The sequence below is a fragment of the Kitasatospora sp. NPDC101176 genome (assembly GCF_044768035.1).
In the GTDB taxonomy this organism is placed as follows: domain Bacteria; phylum Actinomycetota; class Actinomycetes; order Streptomycetales; family Streptomycetaceae; genus Kitasatospora.
This window is the reverse complement of sequence record NZ_JBIWPA010000018.1, coordinates 24,203-42,988: the sequence shown is the minus strand read 5'-3', so window position 1 is coordinate 42,988 and position 18,786 is coordinate 24,203. Positions and strand designations below refer to the sequence as shown.

At 72.1% G+C, this 18,786-nt stretch carries 15 protein-coding genes; 6 read left to right on the top strand and 9 right to left on the bottom strand.

All coding sequences use genetic code 11. The annotated features are described in order from the left end of the window. Nucleotides 1–234: 234 nt before the first annotated feature. A complete protein-coding gene (locus ACIRS1_RS23445) occupies nucleotides 235–1,164 on the bottom strand; it encodes a proline dehydrogenase family protein (RefSeq protein WP_360218450.1) in 930 nt (309 codons plus the stop codon). Between the two features lie 234 nt (nucleotides 1,165–1,398). Then, nucleotides 1,399–3,027, bottom strand: coding sequence for an L-glutamate gamma-semialdehyde dehydrogenase (gene pruA / locus ACIRS1_RS23440; protein ID WP_387901773.1), 1,629 nt, complete (start codon nucleotides 3,025–3,027; stop codon nucleotides 1,399–1,401). 315 nt (nucleotides 3,028–3,342) lie between these two features. Between pruA and ACIRS1_RS23435 the strand changes: the two genes are divergently transcribed. Then, on the top strand, nucleotides 3,343–4,986 hold the full coding sequence (locus tag ACIRS1_RS23435) for a PucR family transcriptional regulator (RefSeq protein WP_402842949.1): 1,644 nt from the start codon (nucleotides 3,343–3,345) through the stop codon (nucleotides 4,984–4,986). Here the strand turns inward: ACIRS1_RS23435 and ACIRS1_RS23430 are convergent. Both ACIRS1_RS23430 and ACIRS1_RS23425 read right to left on the bottom strand, forming a co-directional pair. After that, nucleotides 4,974–6,464, bottom strand: a complete 1,491-nt coding sequence (locus ACIRS1_RS23430; protein WP_402842946.1) for an alkaline phosphatase PhoX — start codon at nucleotides 6,462–6,464, stop codon at nucleotides 4,974–4,976. The two genes, ACIRS1_RS23435 and ACIRS1_RS23430, sit on opposite strands and share 13 nt — an antisense overlap. Before the next feature lie 261 nt (nucleotides 6,465–6,725). Next, on the bottom strand, nucleotides 6,726–7,904 hold the full coding sequence (locus ACIRS1_RS23425; RefSeq protein WP_402842943.1) for a hypothetical protein: 1,179 nt from the start codon (nucleotides 7,902–7,904) through the stop codon (nucleotides 6,726–6,728). Nucleotides 7,905–8,051: 147 nt separating this feature from the next. On the opposite strand from ACIRS1_RS23425, the gene ACIRS1_RS23420 reads away from it, so the two are divergent. Then, nucleotides 8,052–8,495, top strand: a complete 444-nt coding sequence (locus ACIRS1_RS23420) for a VOC family protein (protein WP_360218465.1) — start codon at nucleotides 8,052–8,054, stop codon at nucleotides 8,493–8,495. A gap of 54 nt (nucleotides 8,496–8,549) precedes the next feature. On the opposite strand, the gene ACIRS1_RS23415 is transcribed toward ACIRS1_RS23420, so the two are convergent. Further along, nucleotides 8,550–10,178 carry a hypothetical protein gene (locus tag ACIRS1_RS23415; protein ID WP_360218468.1) on the bottom strand — a complete coding sequence of 543 codons (1,629 nt, stop codon included), beginning with the start codon at nucleotides 10,176–10,178 and terminating at the stop codon, nucleotides 8,550–8,552. 325 nt (nucleotides 10,179–10,503) lie between these two features. Here ACIRS1_RS23415 and ACIRS1_RS23410 point away from each other — a divergent pair, with 325 nt between their 5' ends. After that, complete coding sequence (locus ACIRS1_RS23410) at nucleotides 10,504–11,838, top strand: MFS transporter (RefSeq protein ID WP_402842939.1); 1,335 nt, start codon at nucleotides 10,504–10,506, stop codon at nucleotides 11,836–11,838. Between the two features lie 322 nt (nucleotides 11,839–12,160). Beyond that, nucleotides 12,161–12,988: a phosphotransferase gene (locus ACIRS1_RS23405; RefSeq protein WP_402842936.1), complete on the top strand. Its 828-nt coding sequence runs from the start codon at nucleotides 12,161–12,163 to the stop codon at nucleotides 12,986–12,988. On the opposite strand, the gene ACIRS1_RS23400 is transcribed toward ACIRS1_RS23405, so the two are convergent. The 3 genes from ACIRS1_RS23400 to ACIRS1_RS23390 all read right to left on the bottom strand — a co-directional run bounded on the left by ACIRS1_RS23400 (nucleotide 12,976) and on the right by ACIRS1_RS23390 (nucleotide 15,149). Continuing rightward, on the bottom strand, nucleotides 12,976–13,773 hold the full coding sequence (locus ACIRS1_RS23400) for an aldo/keto reductase (RefSeq protein ID WP_402842934.1): 798 nt from the start codon (nucleotides 13,771–13,773) through the stop codon (nucleotides 12,976–12,978). The two genes, ACIRS1_RS23405 and ACIRS1_RS23400, sit on opposite strands and share 13 nt — an antisense overlap. Continuing rightward, nucleotides 13,707–14,900 (bottom strand): JmjC domain-containing protein, encoded by a 1,194-nt coding sequence (locus tag ACIRS1_RS23395; RefSeq protein WP_402842932.1) that lies wholly within the window; start codon nucleotides 14,898–14,900, stop codon nucleotides 13,707–13,709. The genes ACIRS1_RS23400 and ACIRS1_RS23395 overlap by 67 nt, the downstream gene beginning before the upstream one ends. Before the next feature lie 78 nt (nucleotides 14,901–14,978). Beyond that, nucleotides 14,979–15,149, bottom strand: coding sequence for a hypothetical protein (locus ACIRS1_RS23390; protein WP_360218483.1), 171 nt, complete (start codon nucleotides 15,147–15,149; stop codon nucleotides 14,979–14,981). Between the two features lie 481 nt (nucleotides 15,150–15,630). Between ACIRS1_RS23390 and ACIRS1_RS23385 the strand changes: the two genes are divergently transcribed. Then, nucleotides 15,631–16,938, top strand: a complete 1,308-nt coding sequence (locus ACIRS1_RS23385; protein WP_402843119.1) for a hypothetical protein — start codon at nucleotides 15,631–15,633, stop codon at nucleotides 16,936–16,938. A 1-nt stretch (nucleotide 16,939) separates the two neighbouring features. Here the strand turns inward: ACIRS1_RS23385 and ACIRS1_RS23380 are convergent, their stop codons facing one another. Beyond that, nucleotides 16,940–17,473, bottom strand: coding sequence for an NUDIX hydrolase (locus ACIRS1_RS23380; protein WP_360218486.1), 534 nt, complete (start codon nucleotides 17,471–17,473; stop codon nucleotides 16,940–16,942). Nucleotides 17,474–17,696: 223 nt separating this feature from the next. On the opposite strand from ACIRS1_RS23380, the gene ACIRS1_RS23375 reads away from it, so the two are divergent. Beyond that, nucleotides 17,697–18,584, top strand: a complete 888-nt coding sequence (locus ACIRS1_RS23375; RefSeq protein ID WP_402842929.1) for a hypothetical protein — start codon at nucleotides 17,697–17,699, stop codon at nucleotides 18,582–18,584. The last annotated feature ends 202 nt before the right edge of the window (nucleotides 18,585–18,786 follow it).

Here is an 18,786-nt window from a genome sequence, read left to right as displayed (position 1 = left end):
CATCCACCGTGTACTGCACAACCACGATCGACCGCGATCAGCGTGACGCCCATCTGAAGGAGGGGCATCATGAGTGCTGTGGCGCATGAGCAACCGATCACGGGTTCCCCATCGCAGGCCGACATCCTGCTGGAGAGCCTCCTGAAACCGTTCCTCTGAGCCCGGGAACGCGGAAACGGCCCGCACCCCCTCCCACACAGGGGGTACGAGCCGTTGGTCGTGGCGCCGGACGCGTCAGCCGCGGGTGGCCATGGCCCGCAGGAAGAAGGTCAGGTTGGCCGGGCGCTCGGCGAGACGGCGCATGAAGTAGCCGTACCACTCCTGGCCGTAGGGCAGGTACACGCGCATGGTGTTGCCCTCGCCGGCGAGGCGCAGCTGCTCCTCGGGGCGGATGCCGAAGAGCATCTGGTACTCGAAGGAGTCCCGCTTGCGGCCGTTCCACTGGGCGAGCTGGCCGGCGATCTTGATCATGTTGGGGTCGTGCGAGGCGATCATCGGGTAGCCCTCGCCGGCCATCAGGATCTTCAGGGCGCGGACGTACGCGAGGTCGACCTCGTGCTTGCCCTGGAAGGCCACCGACTCGGGCTCCTTGTAGGCGCCCTTGCACAGGCGCACGCGGGAGCCGGCGCCGGCGAACTCGCGGCAGTCGGCCTCGGTGCGGCGCAGGTAGGCCTGCAGCACGACGCCCAGCCACGGGAAGTCGGCGCGCAGCTCGCGGGCGATGGCGAGGGTGGAGTCGGTGGTGGTGTGGTCCTCCATGTCGAGGGTCACCGTGGTGCCGGCGTCGGCGGCGGCCGCGCAGATGCGGCGGGCGTTCTCCAGCGCGATCTTCTCGCCGTCCACCGGGAGGAACTGGCCGACGGCCGACAGCTTGACGGAGACCTCGGCACCGGCCGCGAGGCCGGTCTCCTTCAGCGCCTTGAGCAGGTGCTCGTAGGCCTCGGCGGTGCCGGCGGCCTGCGCGGCGTCCTGGGTGTCCTCACCGAGGTGGTCGAGGGTGACCTTGCGGCCGGTGGCGACCAGGTCGTCGCAGGCGGTGACGGCGTCGTCGAGGGCCTCGCCGGCGACGAAGCGCTCGACTATCGCGTGGGTCGGCGGGAACTTCTCGACCACGGTGCGGACCTGCGGCGACCGGGAGGCCGCGAGAAGGGCGGTACGGAGCATCGTGACTCCTGGAGCTGGTGCTTCTAAGGGTGGCAGAAGGGGGCCGGGGCGCCTGCATCAGGCGTGCCGCGCGTCCCGAGCGGGGTGACGGCCGGCGACGGCATCAGGCGTGCCGCGCAGCGCGTCCCCCGGAGGGGCCGGGGCGACGGGCGGGCGGGTGGGCCCGTCGCCCCGGCGGGCGACGCCGGCTGCGGGGCCGGGCGTCGGGGTGACCGTTGTGGTCGGGTGGGGCACTCAGCCCATGTGCGGGTAGCGGTAGTCCGTCGGCGGGACGAAGGTCTCCTTGACCGAGCGGGTCGAGGTCCACCGCGCGAGGTTCTGCTTGGCACCGGCCTTGTCGTTGGTGCCGGAGGCGCGGCCGCCGCCGAAGGGCTGCTGGCCGACGACGGCGCCGGTCGGCTTGTCGTTGATGTAGAAGTTGCCGGCCGCGAAGCGCAGCTTGTGCATGGCGTCCTGGGCGGCCGCGCGGTCCTGGGAGATGATCGAGCCGGTCAGGCCGTAGGCCGACACCGACTCCATCTGGGCCAGCATCTCCTCGTACTTCTCGTCCTCGTAGACGTACACGGCGAGGATCGGGCCGAAGTACTCGTCGCGGAAGTACTCGGCCGCCGGGTCCTCGCAGACCAGGACGGTCGGGCGGACGAAGTAGCCGACCGAGTCGTCGTAGGTGCCGCCGGCCAGGACCCGGACCTTCGGGTCGGCCTGGGCGCGGTCGATGGCGGCCTTGTTCTTGGCGAACGAGCGGTCGTCGATGACGGCCGACATGAAGTTCGACAGGTCGGTGACGTCGCCCATGGTGAGGCCGTCGACCTCGGCGGCGAACTCGTCCTGGAGGCCGGCCCAGAGGGAGGCGGGGACGTAGGCGCGGGAGAGCGCCGAGCACTTCTGGCCCTGGAACTCGAAGGCGCCGCGGGTCATCGCGGTCTTCAGCACGGCCGGGTCGGCGGACGGGTGGGCGACCAGGAAGTCCTTGCCGCCGGTCTCGCCGACGATCCGCGGGTAGGTGCGGTAGCCGGCGATGTTGGTGCCGACCTCGCGCCACAGGTGCTGGAAGGTGGCGGTGGAGCCGGTGAAGTGGATGCCGGCCAGCGCCGGGTGCTTGAGCGCGACGGCGGAGACGTCCAGGCCGTCGCCGGTCACCATGTTGATGACGCCCTTGGGCAGGCCGGCCTCCTCCAGCAGCTGCATCAGCAGGTGCGCGGAGTACTGCTGGGTCGGGGACGGCTTCCAGAGCACCACGTTGCCCATCAGCGCGGGCGCGGTCGGCAGGTTGCCGGCGATCGCGGTGAAGTTGAACGGGGTGATGGCGTAGACGAAGCCCTCGAGCGGGCGGTGGTCGCTGCGGTTCCACACGCCGTCCGAGGAGATCGGCTGCTCGGCCATGATCTGGCGGGCGAAGTGGACGTTGAACCGCAGGAAGTCGACCAGCTCGCAGGGCGTGTCGATCTCGGCCTGCTGGGCGGTCTTGGACTGGCCGAGCATGGTGGCGGCGGCCAGGGTCTCGCGCCAGGGGCCGGCGAGCAGGTCGGCGGCCTTGAGGAAGATCGCGGCGCGGGAGTCGAAGGAGAGCGCCTGCCAGGCCGGGGCGGCGGCCAGGGCAGTGTCGATGGCGTCCTGCGCGTCGGCCTGGGTGGCGTTGCGCAGGGTGCCGAGCCTCGCCGCGTGGTTGTGCGGCTGGACGACGTGGATCTCGGCGCCGCCGCCCATGCGGCGCTCACCGTTGATCGTCATGGTCAGCTGGACCGGCTCCTGGCCGCCCAGCTCCTTCAGCTTGGCCTCCAGACGGGCCCGTTCCGGGCTGCCCGGGGCGTAGCTGTGGACCGGCTCGTTCACCGGCGCGGGGACCTGGGTCACAGCGTCCATAGAGCGCACGCTCTCCTTCGTCGTTGCGGGGGATGCCGGCGTGGGTCGCACACCGGCCACAGCACGAACGCTATTCCTGCCCGCGGGGCCACTTGATTGGCCGGGCGGCTAAATTCCCCCGTACGGCGTTGTCCGGCCCGACGAAGGGGGTCACGGCGCGGTCACGGCGCGGCGCCGGTGGACCCCCCGCGGGCCGTTGCGCCCACCGCACGTGCGGACCGGCCCGCAGCGCTGTCCGCCCGGCTAAAATCGGCCTCGCGGCGTTGTCCGGGCGGATGAGGAGCGGATGGCGAAGAGCGGATGAAGGAGGCCAGGATGACCACCCCCGGTCTCCCGCTCCGCCAGCTGCTGATGTCCCTCGGCGAGCCCCTGGTCGAACTCCAGGCCGCCCCGCAGGGCCTGGACGTGCCGGTCCGCGACGTCGCCATCCTCGACCCGGAGGATCCGCCCACCGCCGCCCCCGGCGAACTCGTCCTGGCCATCGGCGCCCGCGGCCGGGCCGCCCTGCCGGCCCTGCGCGCCGCCGGGCGGGCCGGCGCGGCCGCGGTGGCGGTGAAGCTGGACGGCCCCGGTCAGGCGGACGCGCTGCGCGAGGCCGCCACCGACGCGGGCGTCGCCCTGCTGTCCGTCCGCCGCGAGACCCGCTGGGAGCACCTCGACTCGCTGGCCCGCGCGATCATCGCCGGCCCGGACGCCCCCGACACCCCCGGCGCCCCCGAGCCCAACGCCGGCGACCTCTTCTCGCTCGCGCAGACCGTCGCCGTGCTCACCAACGGCATCGTCTCGATCGAGGACACCTCCAGCCGGGTGCTGGCCTACTCGCGCTCCTCCGACTCGGACGAGGTCGACGACCTGCGCCGGCTGTCCATCCTCGGCTGGCAGGGCCCCGAGCCGTACCTGTCCAAGCTCCGCGAGTGGGGCATCTTCCAGCACCTGCGCACCTCGGACGCGCCGATCGCGGTCGAGCCGCACCCGGAGCTCGGCCTGCGCCGGCGCCTGGCGGTCGGCATCCGGGCCGGGGCGCAGCCGCTCGGCACCATCTGGGTGCAGGAGGGGGCGCGGCCGCTGGCCCCGCTGGCCGAGCAGGCCCTGGTCGGCGCCGCACGGGTGGCGGCCGCCCAACTGGTGCGCCGGCGACGCGAGTTGTCGGCCGATGTCCGGCTCACCCAGACCCTGCTCACCGGGTTGCTGGAGGGCTCCACCGGCCCGCAGTCCCTCGCCACCCACCTGGGCCTGGACCTGCGCCGCCCGGCCACCGTGCTGGCGTACAGCGCGCACACCACCGAGGCGCTGCACCGCTCCGACGTCACCGGCCTGATCTCGGTGCACACCGCCGCCCGGCACCGCACCGCGCTGCTCGCACCGATCGAGTCCCGGGTCTACGTGCTGCTGCCGGAGCTCCCGGCCAACCTGCCGATGGCGACCGTCCGCGGCTGGGCGGACGAGGTGGTGACGGCCGCCCGGGACCACCTCGGGGTGCCGCTGCGCGCCGCGATCGGCTCCACCGTGGACGGCCTGGCCCGGGTCCCGGACTCCCGCGCGCAGGCGGACCGCATCCTGGACGCGATGGGCCGCGGCGGGGTGGACCTCGATGTGGCGGCGCTGATCGACGTCCAGGCCGAGGTGCTGGTCAGCGAGGTGCTCGCGCTGCTGCAGGAGCGCTCCGGCCTGCGCGACCCCCGGCTCACGGCGCTCACCGACTACGACCGCCGGCACGGCACCCGGCTCGCCGAGTCGGTGCTGGCCTGGCTGGACGCGCTCGGCGAGGTCCGGGTCGCCGCGGACGCGCTGCACATCCACCCCAACACCCTGCGCTACCGGGTGCGCCGGGCCGAGCAGTTGACCGGCATCGACCTCGCCCAGCCGCAGCAGCGGCTGCTGGCGATGCTGCAGCTGCGGCTGCCCGCGGACGAGTGGTCCGCGGGCAGCCGGTCACGCTCCGAGGGTCACGCGCCGTAGCCCTGGCCGCGCTTGTGCTCGTTCAGCCGGCGCCACGGGCCGGTGATGGCGAGCTGGATGCCCGGGGTCTGGATGTTGGCGAACAGGGTCTTGCCGTCGTCCGAGAAGGTGACGCCGGTGAACTCGCTGAACTCGGGCTTCTCGGCGGTGCCGATGTTCAGCTCGTTGCGGGCGATCGGGTAGACCAGCCCGTCCTCGGTGGCGCCGAACAGGTGCGAGACGCCCTCGCCGTCCTCGCAGATCACGATGCCGCCGTACGGCGAGACGGTGATGTTGTCCGGGCCGTCGTAGTTGTCGTGGTCGCCCCAGACGTCGCTGTTGACGCCCAGCAGGACCTTCAGGGTGATGGTGCGGCGGACCGGGTTGTAGAACCACACCTGGCCGTCGTGCTGCAGCGGGCTCTCCGAGCGGGCGAAGCTGGAGACGAAGTAGAAGCCGCCGTCACCCCACCACATGCCCTCCAGCTTGCGGGCGCGGGTGACCTCGCCCTCCTTGAACTGCTTGCGGACGGAGACGGTCCTCGCGTCGCGGTCCTGGACCTTGACCCAGTCCACGCCGTAGGTGGTGCCGACCTTGGTGGCGCGGGAGAGGTCGTCGACGAGCTTGCCCTGCGCGTCGAAGACCTTGAAGGCCTCGAGCACGCCGGCGTCGGCGGCGAGCTTGCGCAGCTGGTGGCGGCCGTGCTTGAAGCCGGCCGGCGGGGTCCAGCGGAACAGCAGGCCGTTGGGGTTCGAGGCGTCCTCGGTCAGGTAGACGTGGCCGCGCTTCGGGTCCACGACCACGGCCTCGTGGGCGTAGCGGCCGAAGGCCTTCACCGGCTGCGGGTCGCGGTTGTAGTCGTCGTCGAACGGGTCGACCTCGAAGACGTAGCCGTGGTCCTTGGTGAAGCCGTTCTTGCCGGCCTTGTCCTCGGTCTCCTCGCCGGACAGCCAGGTGCCCCACGGGGTGACGCCGCCCGCGCAGTTGGTGGCGGTGCCGGCGATGCCGACCCACTGCTCGACCGAGCCGTCCCGCTTGGCGTGCACGATGGTGCAGCCGCCGGCCGCGCCCGGGTCGTAGACGTGGCCCTCGGTCAGCGGCACCGGGTGCGGCCAGTTGGCGCGGGCGCCGGACAGCTCGTGGTTGACGACCATGTAGTTGCCGCCGTGCTCGTCCTCGAAGGCGGAGGTGCCGTCGTGGTTACTCGGGGTGAACTCGCCGGTGCGCAGCCTGGTGACGCCGGCCCGGTTGAGGACGGTGTAGGAGAAGCCCTTCGGCAGGGACAGCAGCCCGGCCGCGTCCTGCACCAGCGGGCCGTAGCCGACGGCGGTGCCGCCGGCCGCGTTGGTCCCGGCGGCCGCGGCGGCCGGCGCCTCGCCGCCGGCCGGGGCGGCGATCGCGCCCGGCGCGCTGGCCAGCGCCTCGGCGCTGCCGGCGATCAGCACGCCGGCCCCGACGAGGGTGGAACGGTTGACGAAGTCCCGACGGGACAGCGACATGGTGACAACTCCAGGGGGATCGGCCGTCGGACCGGGCGGGCCCGGGTGTCCGGCGTACGGGGCGTCGAGGCGGGTTGTGTCGACGCCCAGCAGACTCCGCCGCAGGGGTGAACCGGACGTGACGCCCACCTCACGGCCAGGCGGCCATTTGCCAACCGATGGCGAACACATGACCTCCGCTTTGCCAGCCGAGGGGTGGCGGGGGCCACGGAGGCGGGAGTGCCGCCGGGGCGGCGGTGCCACCGGGCCGCCCGGCGGAGGTCAGCCCGAGCGTGCCGCCCGCCACTGCTCCCAGGCCGCCAGCCACAGCTGCTCGGCGAGCCGCTCCCCGTCCCGGGCCCCCGGCCCGCCGCCGCCCGGACGCTCCCGCCAGACCTGCGCCCAGGCCCGCTGCGCCGGGAGGCTCGCCACCTCGCTCGCGAACACGGTGTACCGGACGACCTCCTCGACGGCCGCCGCCCCCTCCCCCGTGCCGACCAGCCAGTTCGTCTGCCGGGACAACCGGTCCAGGTGGTTGACCATCGCCGTCACCGCCGCCGTCGCCTCGTCCCGGGTCTCGGTGGCGAGCCGCATCTGCTGGCGCACCGCCTTCTCCCAGCGCACCGCGTAGGCGTCCCCGCGCAGCCCGCGCGGCCGCCGCGGCGTCCGCCCGGCCCGGACCTGCGCCTCGATCGCGGCGGACTCGGCGACGCTCTGCGCGATCAGCTCGCGGTGCGCCTCCAGCCCGACGGCGGGCGGCAGTTCGCGCTCCTCGACGGGCACCTGCCGGGCCCGCCGGGAGGCCAGCTCGCCCAGCAGTTCGGTCCGGCCGCGCAGGTACGGCTCGAAGTCCGCGATCCCGGCGAGCTCCACGCAGCCGGGGGCCACCCCGCGCCCGCAGACCGTCACGGTCAGCCCGCCGACCCGCAGCCGCCCGGCCCAGACCGGGCCCGGCCCGCCGAACGCCGCCCCCGGCCAGGGCACCGGCCGGTCCTCGTGCACCTCCACCGGGTGCGGCACGCCGTCCACGGTGATCCACTCGCGGAGGGCGCGCACCCGGCCGGGGCCGTCGCCCTCGTCCACGCCGAGCTGCTCGTACACGCGGTCGCGCTCGTCCTCGACCACGTCCTCCAGCTCCGGCAGCCGCTCGTCGAGCTCGGCGCCCGGCCGGTAGGTGCGCACGGTCACGTACGGGCCGGCCACCGAGCTCCGGTCGCCGGACTGCACCTCGACCCAGCTGAGCGAGTCGCCGGAGGTCTCGAAGGCGCCCAGCGCGTCGCCTCGGTGCTCCAGCGCGGAGGCCACCCCGTACACCGGGAAGTCGGCCGCGGCCAGGGCCCGGCGGGAGAACTCCTCGACGGCGGCGAAACGATCCGCCCGGCCCCTCGGGTCCGGGACGCGCGCACGGTCCGTCCGTTCCGCGTTCCACTCCTGGGGCCTGCCGCCGCTCTCCCGCATCACCTGTGCCGCACCCCCGAGTCCTCGCGCCCGCACCGCCGACGCCACCTTACGTGCCCGGGCCTGCCCGGTCATCAGCTCATGGACCGCGCACGGGCGCAGGCCGTGTCAGGGCGCGCGGTTGTCAGCCGCCCTCCCTACCCTGGCGGCATGACAGCAGAGAGCAGCTTCCCCGCCCGGATCAGCATCGTCACCCTCGGGGTCTCCGACCTCGACCGCAGCGCACGCTTCTACGAGGACCTCGGCTGGCGGCGGTCCACCGCCTCCAGCCCGGAGATCGTCTGGTTCCGCACCGCCGACTCGGTGCTCGGCCTCTTCCCGACGGAGGAGCTGGCCGCCGACGCCGGGGTGCCCGCCACCGGCGAGCCCGCCTTCCGCGGCGTCACCCTGGCGGTGAACCTCGAGTCCCCGGCGCTGGTGGACGCCGCGCTGAAGACCGCGGTCGAGGCCGGCGCCGTCGTGGTCAAGCCCCCGGTCACCACCGGCTGGGGCGGCTACTCCGGCTACTTCGAGGACCCGGACGGCCACCTGTGGGAGCTGGCCCACAACCCTTTCTTCCCGTTCGCCGAGGACGGCTCGCTGGACCTGCCCTGAGACGGGTCCGACGGTGCCCGCGTGCGGACCGTCGGCCCCGCCCGGCCCGGGGCCTCAGCCCCTGGACCGCGCCTTGAAGGCCGCCTTGCGCGCCTCCTTGGCCACCGCCCGGTCCAGGTGCAGCTCCCCGACGGCCTCCAGGACGTCCGCCGTGTACGGGTGGTCGACCCGCCACAGCTCGCCGAAGTACGACGCCGGATCGCCGGTCACCGGCAGGTCCGCGATCAGCTCGCGCAGCTGCCCGGCGTCGCCGCCGCTGTCCAGCAGCTGGGCGGCGAAGGTGTCGACCACCGCCCACAGCGCCATCGACCGCTCCGGCGCCGGCACGTCCGCGGCACCCAGCGAGGTCAGCCAGGCCCGTCCGGCGCCCCCCAGCTCGGGGTCGTCCAGCACGTCCCGGACGGCCGGCTCCGCGGGCGCCCCCAGCATGTCGAGCGCCGTGACGCAGAGCATCCGCCGCATCGGACCGTAGGCGTCACCGCCGCGGGCCGCCGCCAGCAGCTCGCGCGCCGCCGCGACCGGCTCCCGGCCGGTGATCCAGACCCGCAGCTCCTCCTCCGGCAGCACGTTGGCCGACTCGCACACGGCGCGCAGCAGCTCCGCCGCGTCGCCCTGGGCCAGCTCGCCGACCAGCGGCGCGTCGTAGCCGTCCTCCAGCAGCCACTGCCGGATGCCGTACTGGCCGAGCGGGGTGAGCCGGACCAGCCCGAAGCGGGCCGACTCCTCCTCGTCGAGCGGCGCCTCGCCGACCAGCGCGGGCGCCTCGTCCCCGGCGCCCTCCTCCTCGTCGAACAGCTCCGGGTCGATCGGCCGGTACTCCAGCAGGCCCAGCTCGGCCAGGTCGCCCAGCATCGGGTCGAGGGAGACCATCACGTCGGTGATGTCGCCCAGCAGCTCCTCGCTCGGCTCCTCGCCCTCCGGCACCACCAGCAGTGCCGCCAGCACGCCCAGCGGCACGGTCTCCTGGCCCGGGTCGGCGAAGGCGGTGGTCTCGTAGAGCACCTGCAGCGCCTCGTCCAGCAGCTCGGCGGCTGCGTCCCTGGCCTCCTCGACCTCGTTCAGGCCGTCCTCGTCCTCCTCGCCCTCCTCGTCCGCGGCCCCCTCGCCGGGCTCCTCCTCCGGCAGCGAGTCGGCCTCCACGGCCAGTTCCCGGACGATCCCGGCGGCGGTCAGCCACAGCTCCAGGACGGTCTCCGGGTCACCCTGCTCGGCCGGCTCCAGGTCGGGGCCCGGGACGGCCACGTGCTCGCCGGCCGCGGTCGTCCCGATCTCCACCAGGTCCAGGTCGCAGGCCAGCGACCAGGCCCGCATCGCCTCGATCTCGGCCTCCTCCGGCACCTCGCCCTCGGCGGGGGCCAGGCCCAGCAGCCGCGCCGCGGGTGCCCGGTCCTCCTCCACGAGGTCGCCGAACTCGTCCACCGCCCGGTGCGGGGCGGCCCAGCGGGCCAGCGCCAGCGCGTACCCGAACATCGGCACGGCCTTCGCCTGGGCGGTCAACTCCTCCTCGCCCGGCAGCCGCACCGGCGGCACCAGCACGGCCGCGTCGTCCAGGTCCTCGTCGTCCAGCCCGTGCGCGGCGAAGGCCCCGTAGAGGTCCTGGAGCTCCAGGTCGGCGGGCAGGACCGCCTCGGCCGCACTCTCTCCCGCCGAAGCCCCGGCGTTCTTCCGACGTCGTCCGGCCATCGTTGTGCGCTCTCCCTCAGCCAGCGGTCCGCCCATCAGCTCAGCGTCCCGATCCACGACCTCAGCGTATAGGTGCGACACCCCCGATGCCCGGCCTCAAGGGGCGCACGCAGGGGCGCGCGCCGAATCCGTGCGCCCACCCCTTATCCTTCGCAGTGGCTCCGTGCACAACCCCGCGCGGGCCGCCGGGCAACGAAGCCCGAATCCTCAGCTCATCCGCTCCACCAGGGAGCCCCGCACCGCGGCCACCACCACAGCGCCTCAGGACGGGCGCGCCGGCACACCCCGCCGACCCGGTGGTGCCCTGCCACAGGAGATCCCTTTCATGGCGGACCTCTCCCCCGCCGGCCCCGGCCTGCGCACCGCGCAGCTCGACGGACGCCGACTGTCGGAGGCCCTGCTCCCCCTGGAGCTCGCTCCACGCGCCCAGCTCCAGCTCTCCGCGATCAGCCGCTGGAACGCCCTCCGCGGAGTCCGCGTCGGCCTGGTGGCCGCCGCCCTGCTGTTCATGCTCATCGGTGCCAACCTGGCGACGCCGATCTACCCCCTGCTCCAGCAGCGCCTCGGGCTCGGCCCCCTCGACACCACGATCCTCTTCACGATCTACGTGTTCGCGCTGGTCCCCGTGCTGGCCGTGGTCGGCCACTGGTCGGACCACCTCGGCCGCCGCGCCCTGATCCTGCCCGCCGTCGGGCTGGCCGCCGCGGGCGACGTCGTGTTCGCCACCTCCGGCAGCTTCTGGCAGCTGGCGATCGGCCGGGCCGTCCAGGGGATCGCCGTCGGCCTGTCCACCGGCGCAGCGGGGGCCGCCCTCGGCGACCTGCTGCCCGACCACCCCACCCTGGCCGCCAAGCTCACCCTGGCCTGCTCCGCCGGGGGCGTCGCGCTCGGCCCGATCGTCGGCGCCCTGCTGTCGGACGGCTCCGACCCCCTGCTGACGCCCTTCCTGCTGCACGCCGTCGCCCTGCTCGCGCTCTGCGTGCCGCTGGCCCTCGTCCACCCCCGGATGCCCGGCCGCAACCGCCCGCCGGCCTCCCCGCCGCGCATCACCACCCCGGCCCACCTGCGCCCGCAGCGCCTGCGGCTGCCGCGCACCGGCCGCCGCGAGTTCCTGCTCGCCGCCTCGGCCGGCTTCATCTCCTACGCGGTCTTCGGCGTCTACCTCAGCCTGGCCCCGGCCTTCGCCGCCAAGGTGTTGAACACTCCCTCGCACCTGACCGGCGCGGTGGTCGCGGCCCTGCTGCTCGGCTCCTCGGCCGCCGCCCAGCTGATCGTCCCGCCGACCGCCGACCGCAAGGTCATCGCCCTCGGCATGACCGGACTGGCCGCCGGCCTGGGCCTCGTCGTCGCCGCCGGCTACACCGGCACCCCGGCGCTGCTCTTCATCGGCAGCGTCCTCGGCGGCATCTGCCAGGGCGTGGCCTTCCGCTCCCTCTTCACCACCGCCGTCGCCGCACTCGACCCGGAACGCCGGGGCTCCGAACTCTCGGCCCTCTGGGTCATCGTCTACCTCGGCAGCTCCCTCCCCATCGTCGCCGTCGGCGCCCTGGTCAGGAGCTACGGCCTCCTCCCCGCCGTCAGCGGCTTCGCCACCCTCGCCGCCCTCCTCTGCGCCGGCCTCGCCGTGGCAGTGGCCCGCAAGCCCAAGCGCACGGCCTGACCCCGTACGGCGTGCGGCGCTGCCCGGGACTTCCCTTCGGAAGTCCCGGGCAGCGCCGTTTCCGGCGCCGGGCGACCACCCGCGCACCAGCCGCTCCGTCGAATGGTTCCACCACCGTTCCCCACCATCCACCCCCCACCCGCCAAGCGGCGGGTGCCCGCCCCTGGCCTGGCCTCCTGACCCTGTGGGCCGCCGGCTCCGCAGGCGGCCCACAGGGTCAGCTGACGGCGGCCGCTCCAGCCCCGGCGCCACGAGAGTGGACCGGGGCTGAGCGAACCGGCGATGCACCTCCAACTCGCCCGCTTCTCGCTACCGTTGTCCCATGACAGATCTGCGCCGGGTACCGGTTGACGGGGTGCTGGAACGGGTCGAGTCCGCGTTGGGAACCCACCTCGATCGTGCGTCGGTGGTCCGCAAACGCCGGTCCGTAGGCACTCGCACCGAGCGCGGCACGTGGGTGCGGATCGAGCGGCGCGGGTTGGATCGGATCGGTGTCCAGGGCGGGGACGGCACACCCGCAGCCGAGGCGCTGAACGGCATCGCGAAGCCCGCGTGGCTGGCGGGCATCGCATGGCGGGACGCGGCCGAGCCGGTGATGTGGCGGGCCGACGAAACCGGGCTCCTGCCGGCCGAACCCGTGGGATCGGCGGTCTTGGCGGACGAACCCGAGCTGCCTCCCGGCTGGTGGTCGCAGTTGAATGCTTCGCTGGACGCGCTCTCTCGGCAACGGACGAACCGCATCGCTACGCCCGACACGGAGACCATCACGCAGGAACTGGTGAACAGGACCATCCACCAGGTGTTTCCGGCCCTCGACGCGACGGTGAGCCGGTGGTGTCCGGCGCATGCCGATCTCAACTGGGCGAACGTGACGGCACCGGAGTTCTGCGTCTTCGACTGGGAGGACTGGGGAATGGCCCCGCGCGGCCTGGACGCGGCCACGCTGTGGGGTGCGTCGCTCGCCGTGCCGACGCTGGCCGATCGCGTCCGCACCGAGCGGAGCGCCGACTTCGCGAGCCGGGACGGAAAGCTGATGACGCTGTTCGTCGCGGCGAAGATCCTCGGGCCGCACGCGCATCCCGAGGACCCTCGCCTTGAGCGCGCCCGCGTCCTGGCTGAGCAGGTGGCGAAGGACCTTCAGACCGACTGACGCAGGAGCTGCCGGTAGGTCTGGAGGACATCGGTGTCGATTTTGTGCCCCAGGCCGCCGCACAGTTCCCGCAGGTGCTCAGCGTCGTCGCTGCCGACCGCCACCGCCTCGGCCCCCGGCAGTGCGAAGGCGACACGAAATGCCGCCTGCACCGGTGTGGCGTCGGATGACCTCAGGAACATCGTCGGATCGATCTTCTGCCACACGGGGTCGGTGGCGCTGCCACCGAAGGGGCTCATCCCCCGTACCTGGGTCGGCCCCCACGCGGCCACCAGTGCTTCGGCGGCGTCGAGGACACTGCTGCTGACCAGCAGGCCGGAGCGGACCATGAGGACGTCCGGGCAAGGTGTGTCGAGGCCGACCAACGGGCGCGGGTCCCAGGTGGAGATCCCCCACGAAGCGCAGCGCCCCTGCTCCGCCGCACCGGCCAGGACCGCGCATGCATGCGAGAGAACCTCGCTGTCCGGAGCGGAGCGCTCGGGGTTGTGCAGGAGGACCGTGTCCGGTTCGCAGCCAAGCTCGGCCAACGCCGCGTCGAGCGCCTTCCGCAACCGCGTCGGGGCAAGGCTGTGTCCGTCCTTGAAGTAGCCGACCTTGGTGGAGATCACGAACTCCGTGAGCAGGTCACCAGCCACCTCACCGAGAACACGGTGGGATCGGTGGTGGAGGTAGTTCGAGGCGGTGTCGATCGCGGTGACGCCGAGGTCCAGTGCGCCGGTCAGGATGTCACGGCGGTGACGAGACCGGTGTAGCCCGAGGACAACTCGTCGGTCAGCGGCGCGCACAGTTCCTCCTTGATCAAAATCGCGGCCACCTCACGAACTTCATCCCCGACACTCGCCGCCGCCTGCTCGAGCACGACGGGCTGGCCACTGAGCAGCAGTCGCAGGGCGGTCACCGCCTTTGCCGCGAAGGTGAGCTGCCTCCCAGCCGCTGTGACGCCTACGGTGCCCCCGTGCTCCGTGATCCGGGGTGCGAAGTGGGTGGTGCACACCACGGCGTCGAGCCCACCGAAGCTCTCCAGGAACGGCACCTGGCGGCCGGGGGCGGCCTGCTGCTCGCAGGCGGTCAGGAACTCCTCCGGGCCACGCCGGCCGACGAGTCGGGTGGCGGCCTCCACCAAGGGCGTGGTGTCGGTGTCGGTGCGGTCGAGGTCGCAGCGGAAGACCTCCTGCTCGCGGCACCAGTCGCCCAGCCAGGCCATCCAGGAGGCGCCGGTGCGCTTCGTGATGCCGAAGGTGACATGGAGGCTGTGGCCGGTACCGCTCCCGGTGCGGGTGGCCTGGTGCCAGTGGCCGCGCGGGATGTGCATGACGTCGCCGACCCGGAGAGTCCCTTTGAAGAGCACGGTGTCGCTGGGAGTGTTGTTGGGATCAGCGTCGCGGTACATGGGCGCAGTGCGCGAGGCGGTCCGAACCTCCCAGTCCTTCTCCCCCGAGAGCTGCACGACGATCACGTCGTGGTCGTCCCAATGGAGCGGGAAGCCGGCGGCGCTGTTGGTGGTGAGGTAGGCGTTCACCTGCACGCGCTCGCGCGCCCACCACTGCAAGGCGCGACAGGTGACTTCCATCGTGGGATCGAAGACGTTGACCTGGTCCATGATCAGCGTCGCACCGTCGCGGAGCAGGTCGCCGAGGCGGTGCATGTTGGCCATGGGAACGGACTGCCCGCGCGGGCTGACAGTGTCGGTGAAGTACACGGCCGGATGTACTTCCTCGCCCTTCTGAAAGGCCCGGAACTGCGGCCGGTTGAGGCTGCGCCGCATGGCGATGTCGAGGAGCTTGTTCGGGGTGAGGATGCGCGACAGCAGCGCACAGTCCTCGATCCGGCCAAGCGCGAAACCCGTGCCGATCGGTTCGGAGCTGTCCCAGCGCAGGGCCGTCTCGATGGCGGTGACCAAGCGGTGTTCCACTGCTACCTCCGTGGAGAGTTCTGGACGCGGGGCGGGAGCCCGCTCGGTGCGCACCCCCGCCCCTGGGATGACCGGGGCCTACGCGACGTCGGTCAGGTTGCCGTCACCGCCGGGCCACGGCGCGTCGCCCGAGGAACCGGCGTTGTCGGAACGGAGGCTGTCGTACCTGTCCTGGACCGCGGTCAACTCCTCGACCGCGACCAAGAGTCCGTTCTCCTCAGGCGCCGGCCGATCCGTGCGGTTCTCCATGTGGTGCTCCTTCCGTCATGGCTTCCGCCTCCCTGAGCGGAAAATCCGAGGTGAATCGGATACTTGAGCGTGGGGCTGTCGACGACACCGACCGCGGGGGATGACGCGGTCGGCGCCGCCGATCCTCCTGGCCGAGATTCCGGACGTGGCCAGGTGGAGCTTGAAGTGGGTCAGATGGGCCGGGCGGCGTCGTCACCAGCTGGTCACCGGCGGACTCGAACCACATGACCCTGCCTGTCCCGAGCGGCTGCCACCCCCACGAGTCCGAGAGTCCTTCGATCCGGATCAGCCCACGTCCACCAACACGGACCACCCCCTCTGGCTCCCCCAGGTCCCCGGGCTTGCCCCGGAGGATTCCCAGGATTTCCGGTCGAGCAGTTCCGCGATAAGGGCCAGATGATTACCCACCGTGGGTAAACTCGCATTCAGTTAAGGTACGTGACACGGAGTGATGATTTTCGCGGTGCTGGGGGTACCGGACATGACCCACTCGACACCAGGACCCGGCCTGTCGAGCCGACTGCTGGCCGACCCCGAGATGGCGGCAGCCTGCCGGTCCCGGAACTTCACCGAGATCTTTCGACTGGCCAAGGCCAGAGGTGGCTTCCACCCGTCCCGCATCGCCAGGGCCTGTGAGTTGACCCCCAGCCGCGTCGGCGAGGTCATCGCGGGACGCCGAGAGATCACCAACATGAACGTCGTCGAGCGCATCGCGGACGGTCTCCGAATCCCGGGGCACATGGTTGGCCTTGCTCCCCGCGCCTGGGAACGCCGAGAGGCCGCGGTTCACCCCGTACCATTGGCCGGACAGTCAGCGACCCCACCCGCGGATTCGGTGCTGCCAGGCCGAGAGCTGGACGACATCCTCGCCATAGCGGCCAGCGCCCGAGTCACGCCAACGGTTCTCCGGTCCCTCCAAGCCTCGATCGAGGACTACTGGCGACGCGACGACGAACACGGTGGCGAAGCCCTCCGGCCCGCCGTCATGGGTCAACTGCGATACGTTCTGAGTGTTCTGCGCGACACGGCCGATCCGAACCACCAGCGCAGCTTGCGCGGGATCGCGGCCGAACTCGCGCGCCTCACCGGCTGGACGTACTTCGATGCCTGCCAGTACAGCACGGCCCGAAGCTACTTCACCGAGGCACTGCGCCTAGCGCGCGAGATTGACGACCGGCCGTTCATCGCCAACGTGCTCTCCTGCCTCAGCCTTCAGGCCACTTACGAGGACAAGACACGCGAAGCGATCATCCTGGCCAGGGCCGCCCAGGACAGCGCACGACTTGACGGCGGCACGCCGCGGTTGATGGCGATGCTGTCCATGCGGGAAGCCTTCGGCCACGCCAGCGCACACGACCAGGAAGCCGCCCACCGTGCGATCGAGGATGCGGGGCATCACTTCGATCGAATCGATCCAGCAGACGACGATCCGGCATGGGTCCAGTACTTCGATCGGACGAAGCTCACCGTCGATGCGGGCATCGCGCTGGGACAGCTCGGCGACGCCGCAGCCGCCGAACCACTCATCGAGGAAGCCCTGCGAACCGAAGTGAGCACCAACCAGCGCGGACGGGCGTTCCACGCCTACTGGCTAGCGCGCATCCAACTTCAACGCGGAGCAGTCGAGTTGGCATGCAACACGGCCAGTGAAGCGCTCAGCTCGGCAACCAGGGCGGGGTCTCCGCGAGTGGCCGCGCACCTTCAGGAGTTCCGTCATCTACTGGCGCCCTACCGCAGCACCCGGCCGGCCGCCGAGATATCGGCGCGAATCCAGGAGATGCGCGACTGAGCTACGAGCCAGCCTCGTCGAGCAGCAGGTACAACACCCCGACCAGCGAGCCGCTGCTGACGATCTCCCGGCGATCGATCATTCCGCGCAGCTCGGAGAGCGGGATCCACTCGATCCGGTCGGACTCGTTGCGCTCAGTCGGCGGCCCGACGCACTCGATGGCGTCGGCCCGGAAGACAAAGTGCTCCGAGTCGGTGATCCCGTTCGCCGGCTGAGCGTAAATCAGCGACTTGACCTTCCCGACCGTCCAGCCGGTCTCCTCCAGTACCTCACGAGCAGCGGCCTCGGCTGGCGACTCGCCTGCCTCGATCAGGCCCATGGGCAACTCCCACGCCCACGAGTCGGTGATGAACCGGTGCCGCCACATCATCAGCACCTGCTTCCGGTCGTTCACCACTGCCGCCACCGCCAGGTGCCGCAGCTTGAGCACATGGTGCTCCCAGCGATGCCCGTCCGGTTGCTCGACATCGACCAGCCACACGTTCACCCAGGGGTTTTCGTAGATCGGACGTTCCCCATGGATCTTCCACTGCATCGCTGCGGCCCCTCTCGACGGACCTTCAGCATGTCAGACCCGAACAGCCATCGGACACGGTTCCACCCGACAGCGCCGGTGACTGATTACCCGTCAAGCAGGCTTTCCCGAAGGCGGCTTTCCTACCTGGCGGCTGTGATACGTTCTGCACCCGAACAGAAAATAGGCGACCCCGGCAGCGCGCCAACGCTCCGGGGTCCGGCACCAGGAGCTGACACTCCCCATGCGAGTCCATCGTAGCGCCCACGTGCGCAACTTCACCGTGCTACCCAACGCGCTCCTCCAGTACCGGCGGCTGTCGTACACCGCCCGCGGTCTCCTCGCTGATCTCCTCTCCCGCCCCGACGGCTGGCGCGAGGACGGCCGGCACATGGCCGACACCAGCCCGCAGGGGCGCGGCGCGATCCGCAAGGCGTTGAAGGAACTGACCGAGGCCGGGTACTACCGGGTCGAGAAGATCCGCATGCCCGACGGCAGGATCATCACCGAATCCCACGTCTACGACACCCCATACCTCACGGCGCCACCGGGTACCGCCCGCCCGGTGCCCGGTGAAGCGGCAACCGGCCCTGCTGGCAGCCCTGTTGTAAAGAACCGGCAGCAAGAACCCTCCCTCCCCACGCACCCGGCAAGCGAAAACGACCAGGGAGGAGGGGAGGAACCACCCGAGATCCGCGAGGCGGTCGCCACCCTGTTCCGGGTGATCCGCCCCGAGCCCCGACTGCGCCTGGGCGAGGCCGAAGCCGCCGAACTCGCGCCCCTCGTCGCACAGTGGCTGCAACGCGGCGCGACCCACGCCGACCTCGCCCACGCCCTGCTGCCGGGCCTGCCCACCCCGGTGCACTCGGCGGCCGCCGTGCTCCGCTACCGCCTGGAGCACAAGGTGCCGCCCACCCGGCCCGTTGGACGGCCACCGGTCCGGTACGCCGAGTGCGCCGAGTGCCACGACCCAGTGCCACGACCGGGCATCTGCCGCCCGTGCGCCGGTCTGACCACCCGAACCCTCACGGCCCACAAGGGCACGGACGTGGCCACAGCAGGTGCCGCCCGAGTCCGAGCTGCCCTGCACTCCGCAATGACCGGCAGCCGACCTGCACACATCGCCGCCTGAGACACGCTGTCCCACCGGCCCGAAGGGGCACCCGCAGGAGCACGCGGCGAGGCCCGGGGCGGGCACCCGCCGGCAGGCGGGTGGGGGGTGGCTGGTGGGGAACGGCGGTGAACCTGCTCAACGAAGCAGATCACGCGCGGGTGTTCACCCCGGAAACGCCGCTGCCGCGCGAACCCCCGGGGGGTCGCGCGGCAGCGGAACG

Bases quoted from the DNA above. Each gene is read 5' to 3' on its own strand.
- ACIRS1_RS23445 (WP_360218450.1), bottom strand. From the start codon at position 1,164: ATGCTCCGTACCGCCCTTCTCGCGGCCTCCCGGTCGCCGCAGGTCCGC.
- pruA (WP_387901773.1), bottom strand. From the start codon at position 3,027: ATGGACGCTGTGACCCAGGTCCCCGCGCCGGTGAACGAGCCGGTCCAC.
- ACIRS1_RS23435 (WP_402842949.1), top strand. From the start codon at position 3,343: ATGACCACCCCCGGTCTCCCGCTCCGCCAGCTGCTGATGTCCCTCGGC.
- ACIRS1_RS23430 (WP_402842946.1), bottom strand. From the start codon at position 6,464: ATGTCGCTGTCCCGTCGGGACTTCGTCAACCGTTCCACCCTCGTCGGG.
- ACIRS1_RS23420 (WP_360218465.1), top strand. From the start codon at position 8,052: ATGACAGCAGAGAGCAGCTTCCCCGCCCGGATCAGCATCGTCACCCTC.
- ACIRS1_RS23415 (WP_360218468.1), bottom strand. From the start codon at position 10,178: ATGGCCGGACGACGTCGGAAGAACGCCGGGGCTTCGGCGGGAGAGAGT.
- ACIRS1_RS23410 (WP_402842939.1), top strand. From the start codon at position 10,504: ATGGCGGACCTCTCCCCCGCCGGCCCCGGCCTGCGCACCGCGCAGCTC.
- ACIRS1_RS23405 (WP_402842936.1), top strand. From the start codon at position 12,161: ATGACAGATCTGCGCCGGGTACCGGTTGACGGGGTGCTGGAACGGGTC.
- ACIRS1_RS23390 (WP_360218483.1), bottom strand. From the start codon at position 15,149: ATGGAGAACCGCACGGATCGGCCGGCGCCTGAGGAGAACGGACTCTTG.
- ACIRS1_RS23385 (WP_402843119.1), top strand. From the start codon at position 15,631: ATGACCCACTCGACACCAGGACCCGGCCTGTCGAGCCGACTGCTGGCC.
- ACIRS1_RS23380 (WP_360218486.1), bottom strand. From the start codon at position 17,473: ATGCAGTGGAAGATCCATGGGGAACGTCCGATCTACGAAAACCCCTGG.
- ACIRS1_RS23375 (WP_402842929.1), top strand. From the start codon at position 17,697: ATGCGAGTCCATCGTAGCGCCCACGTGCGCAACTTCACCGTGCTACCC.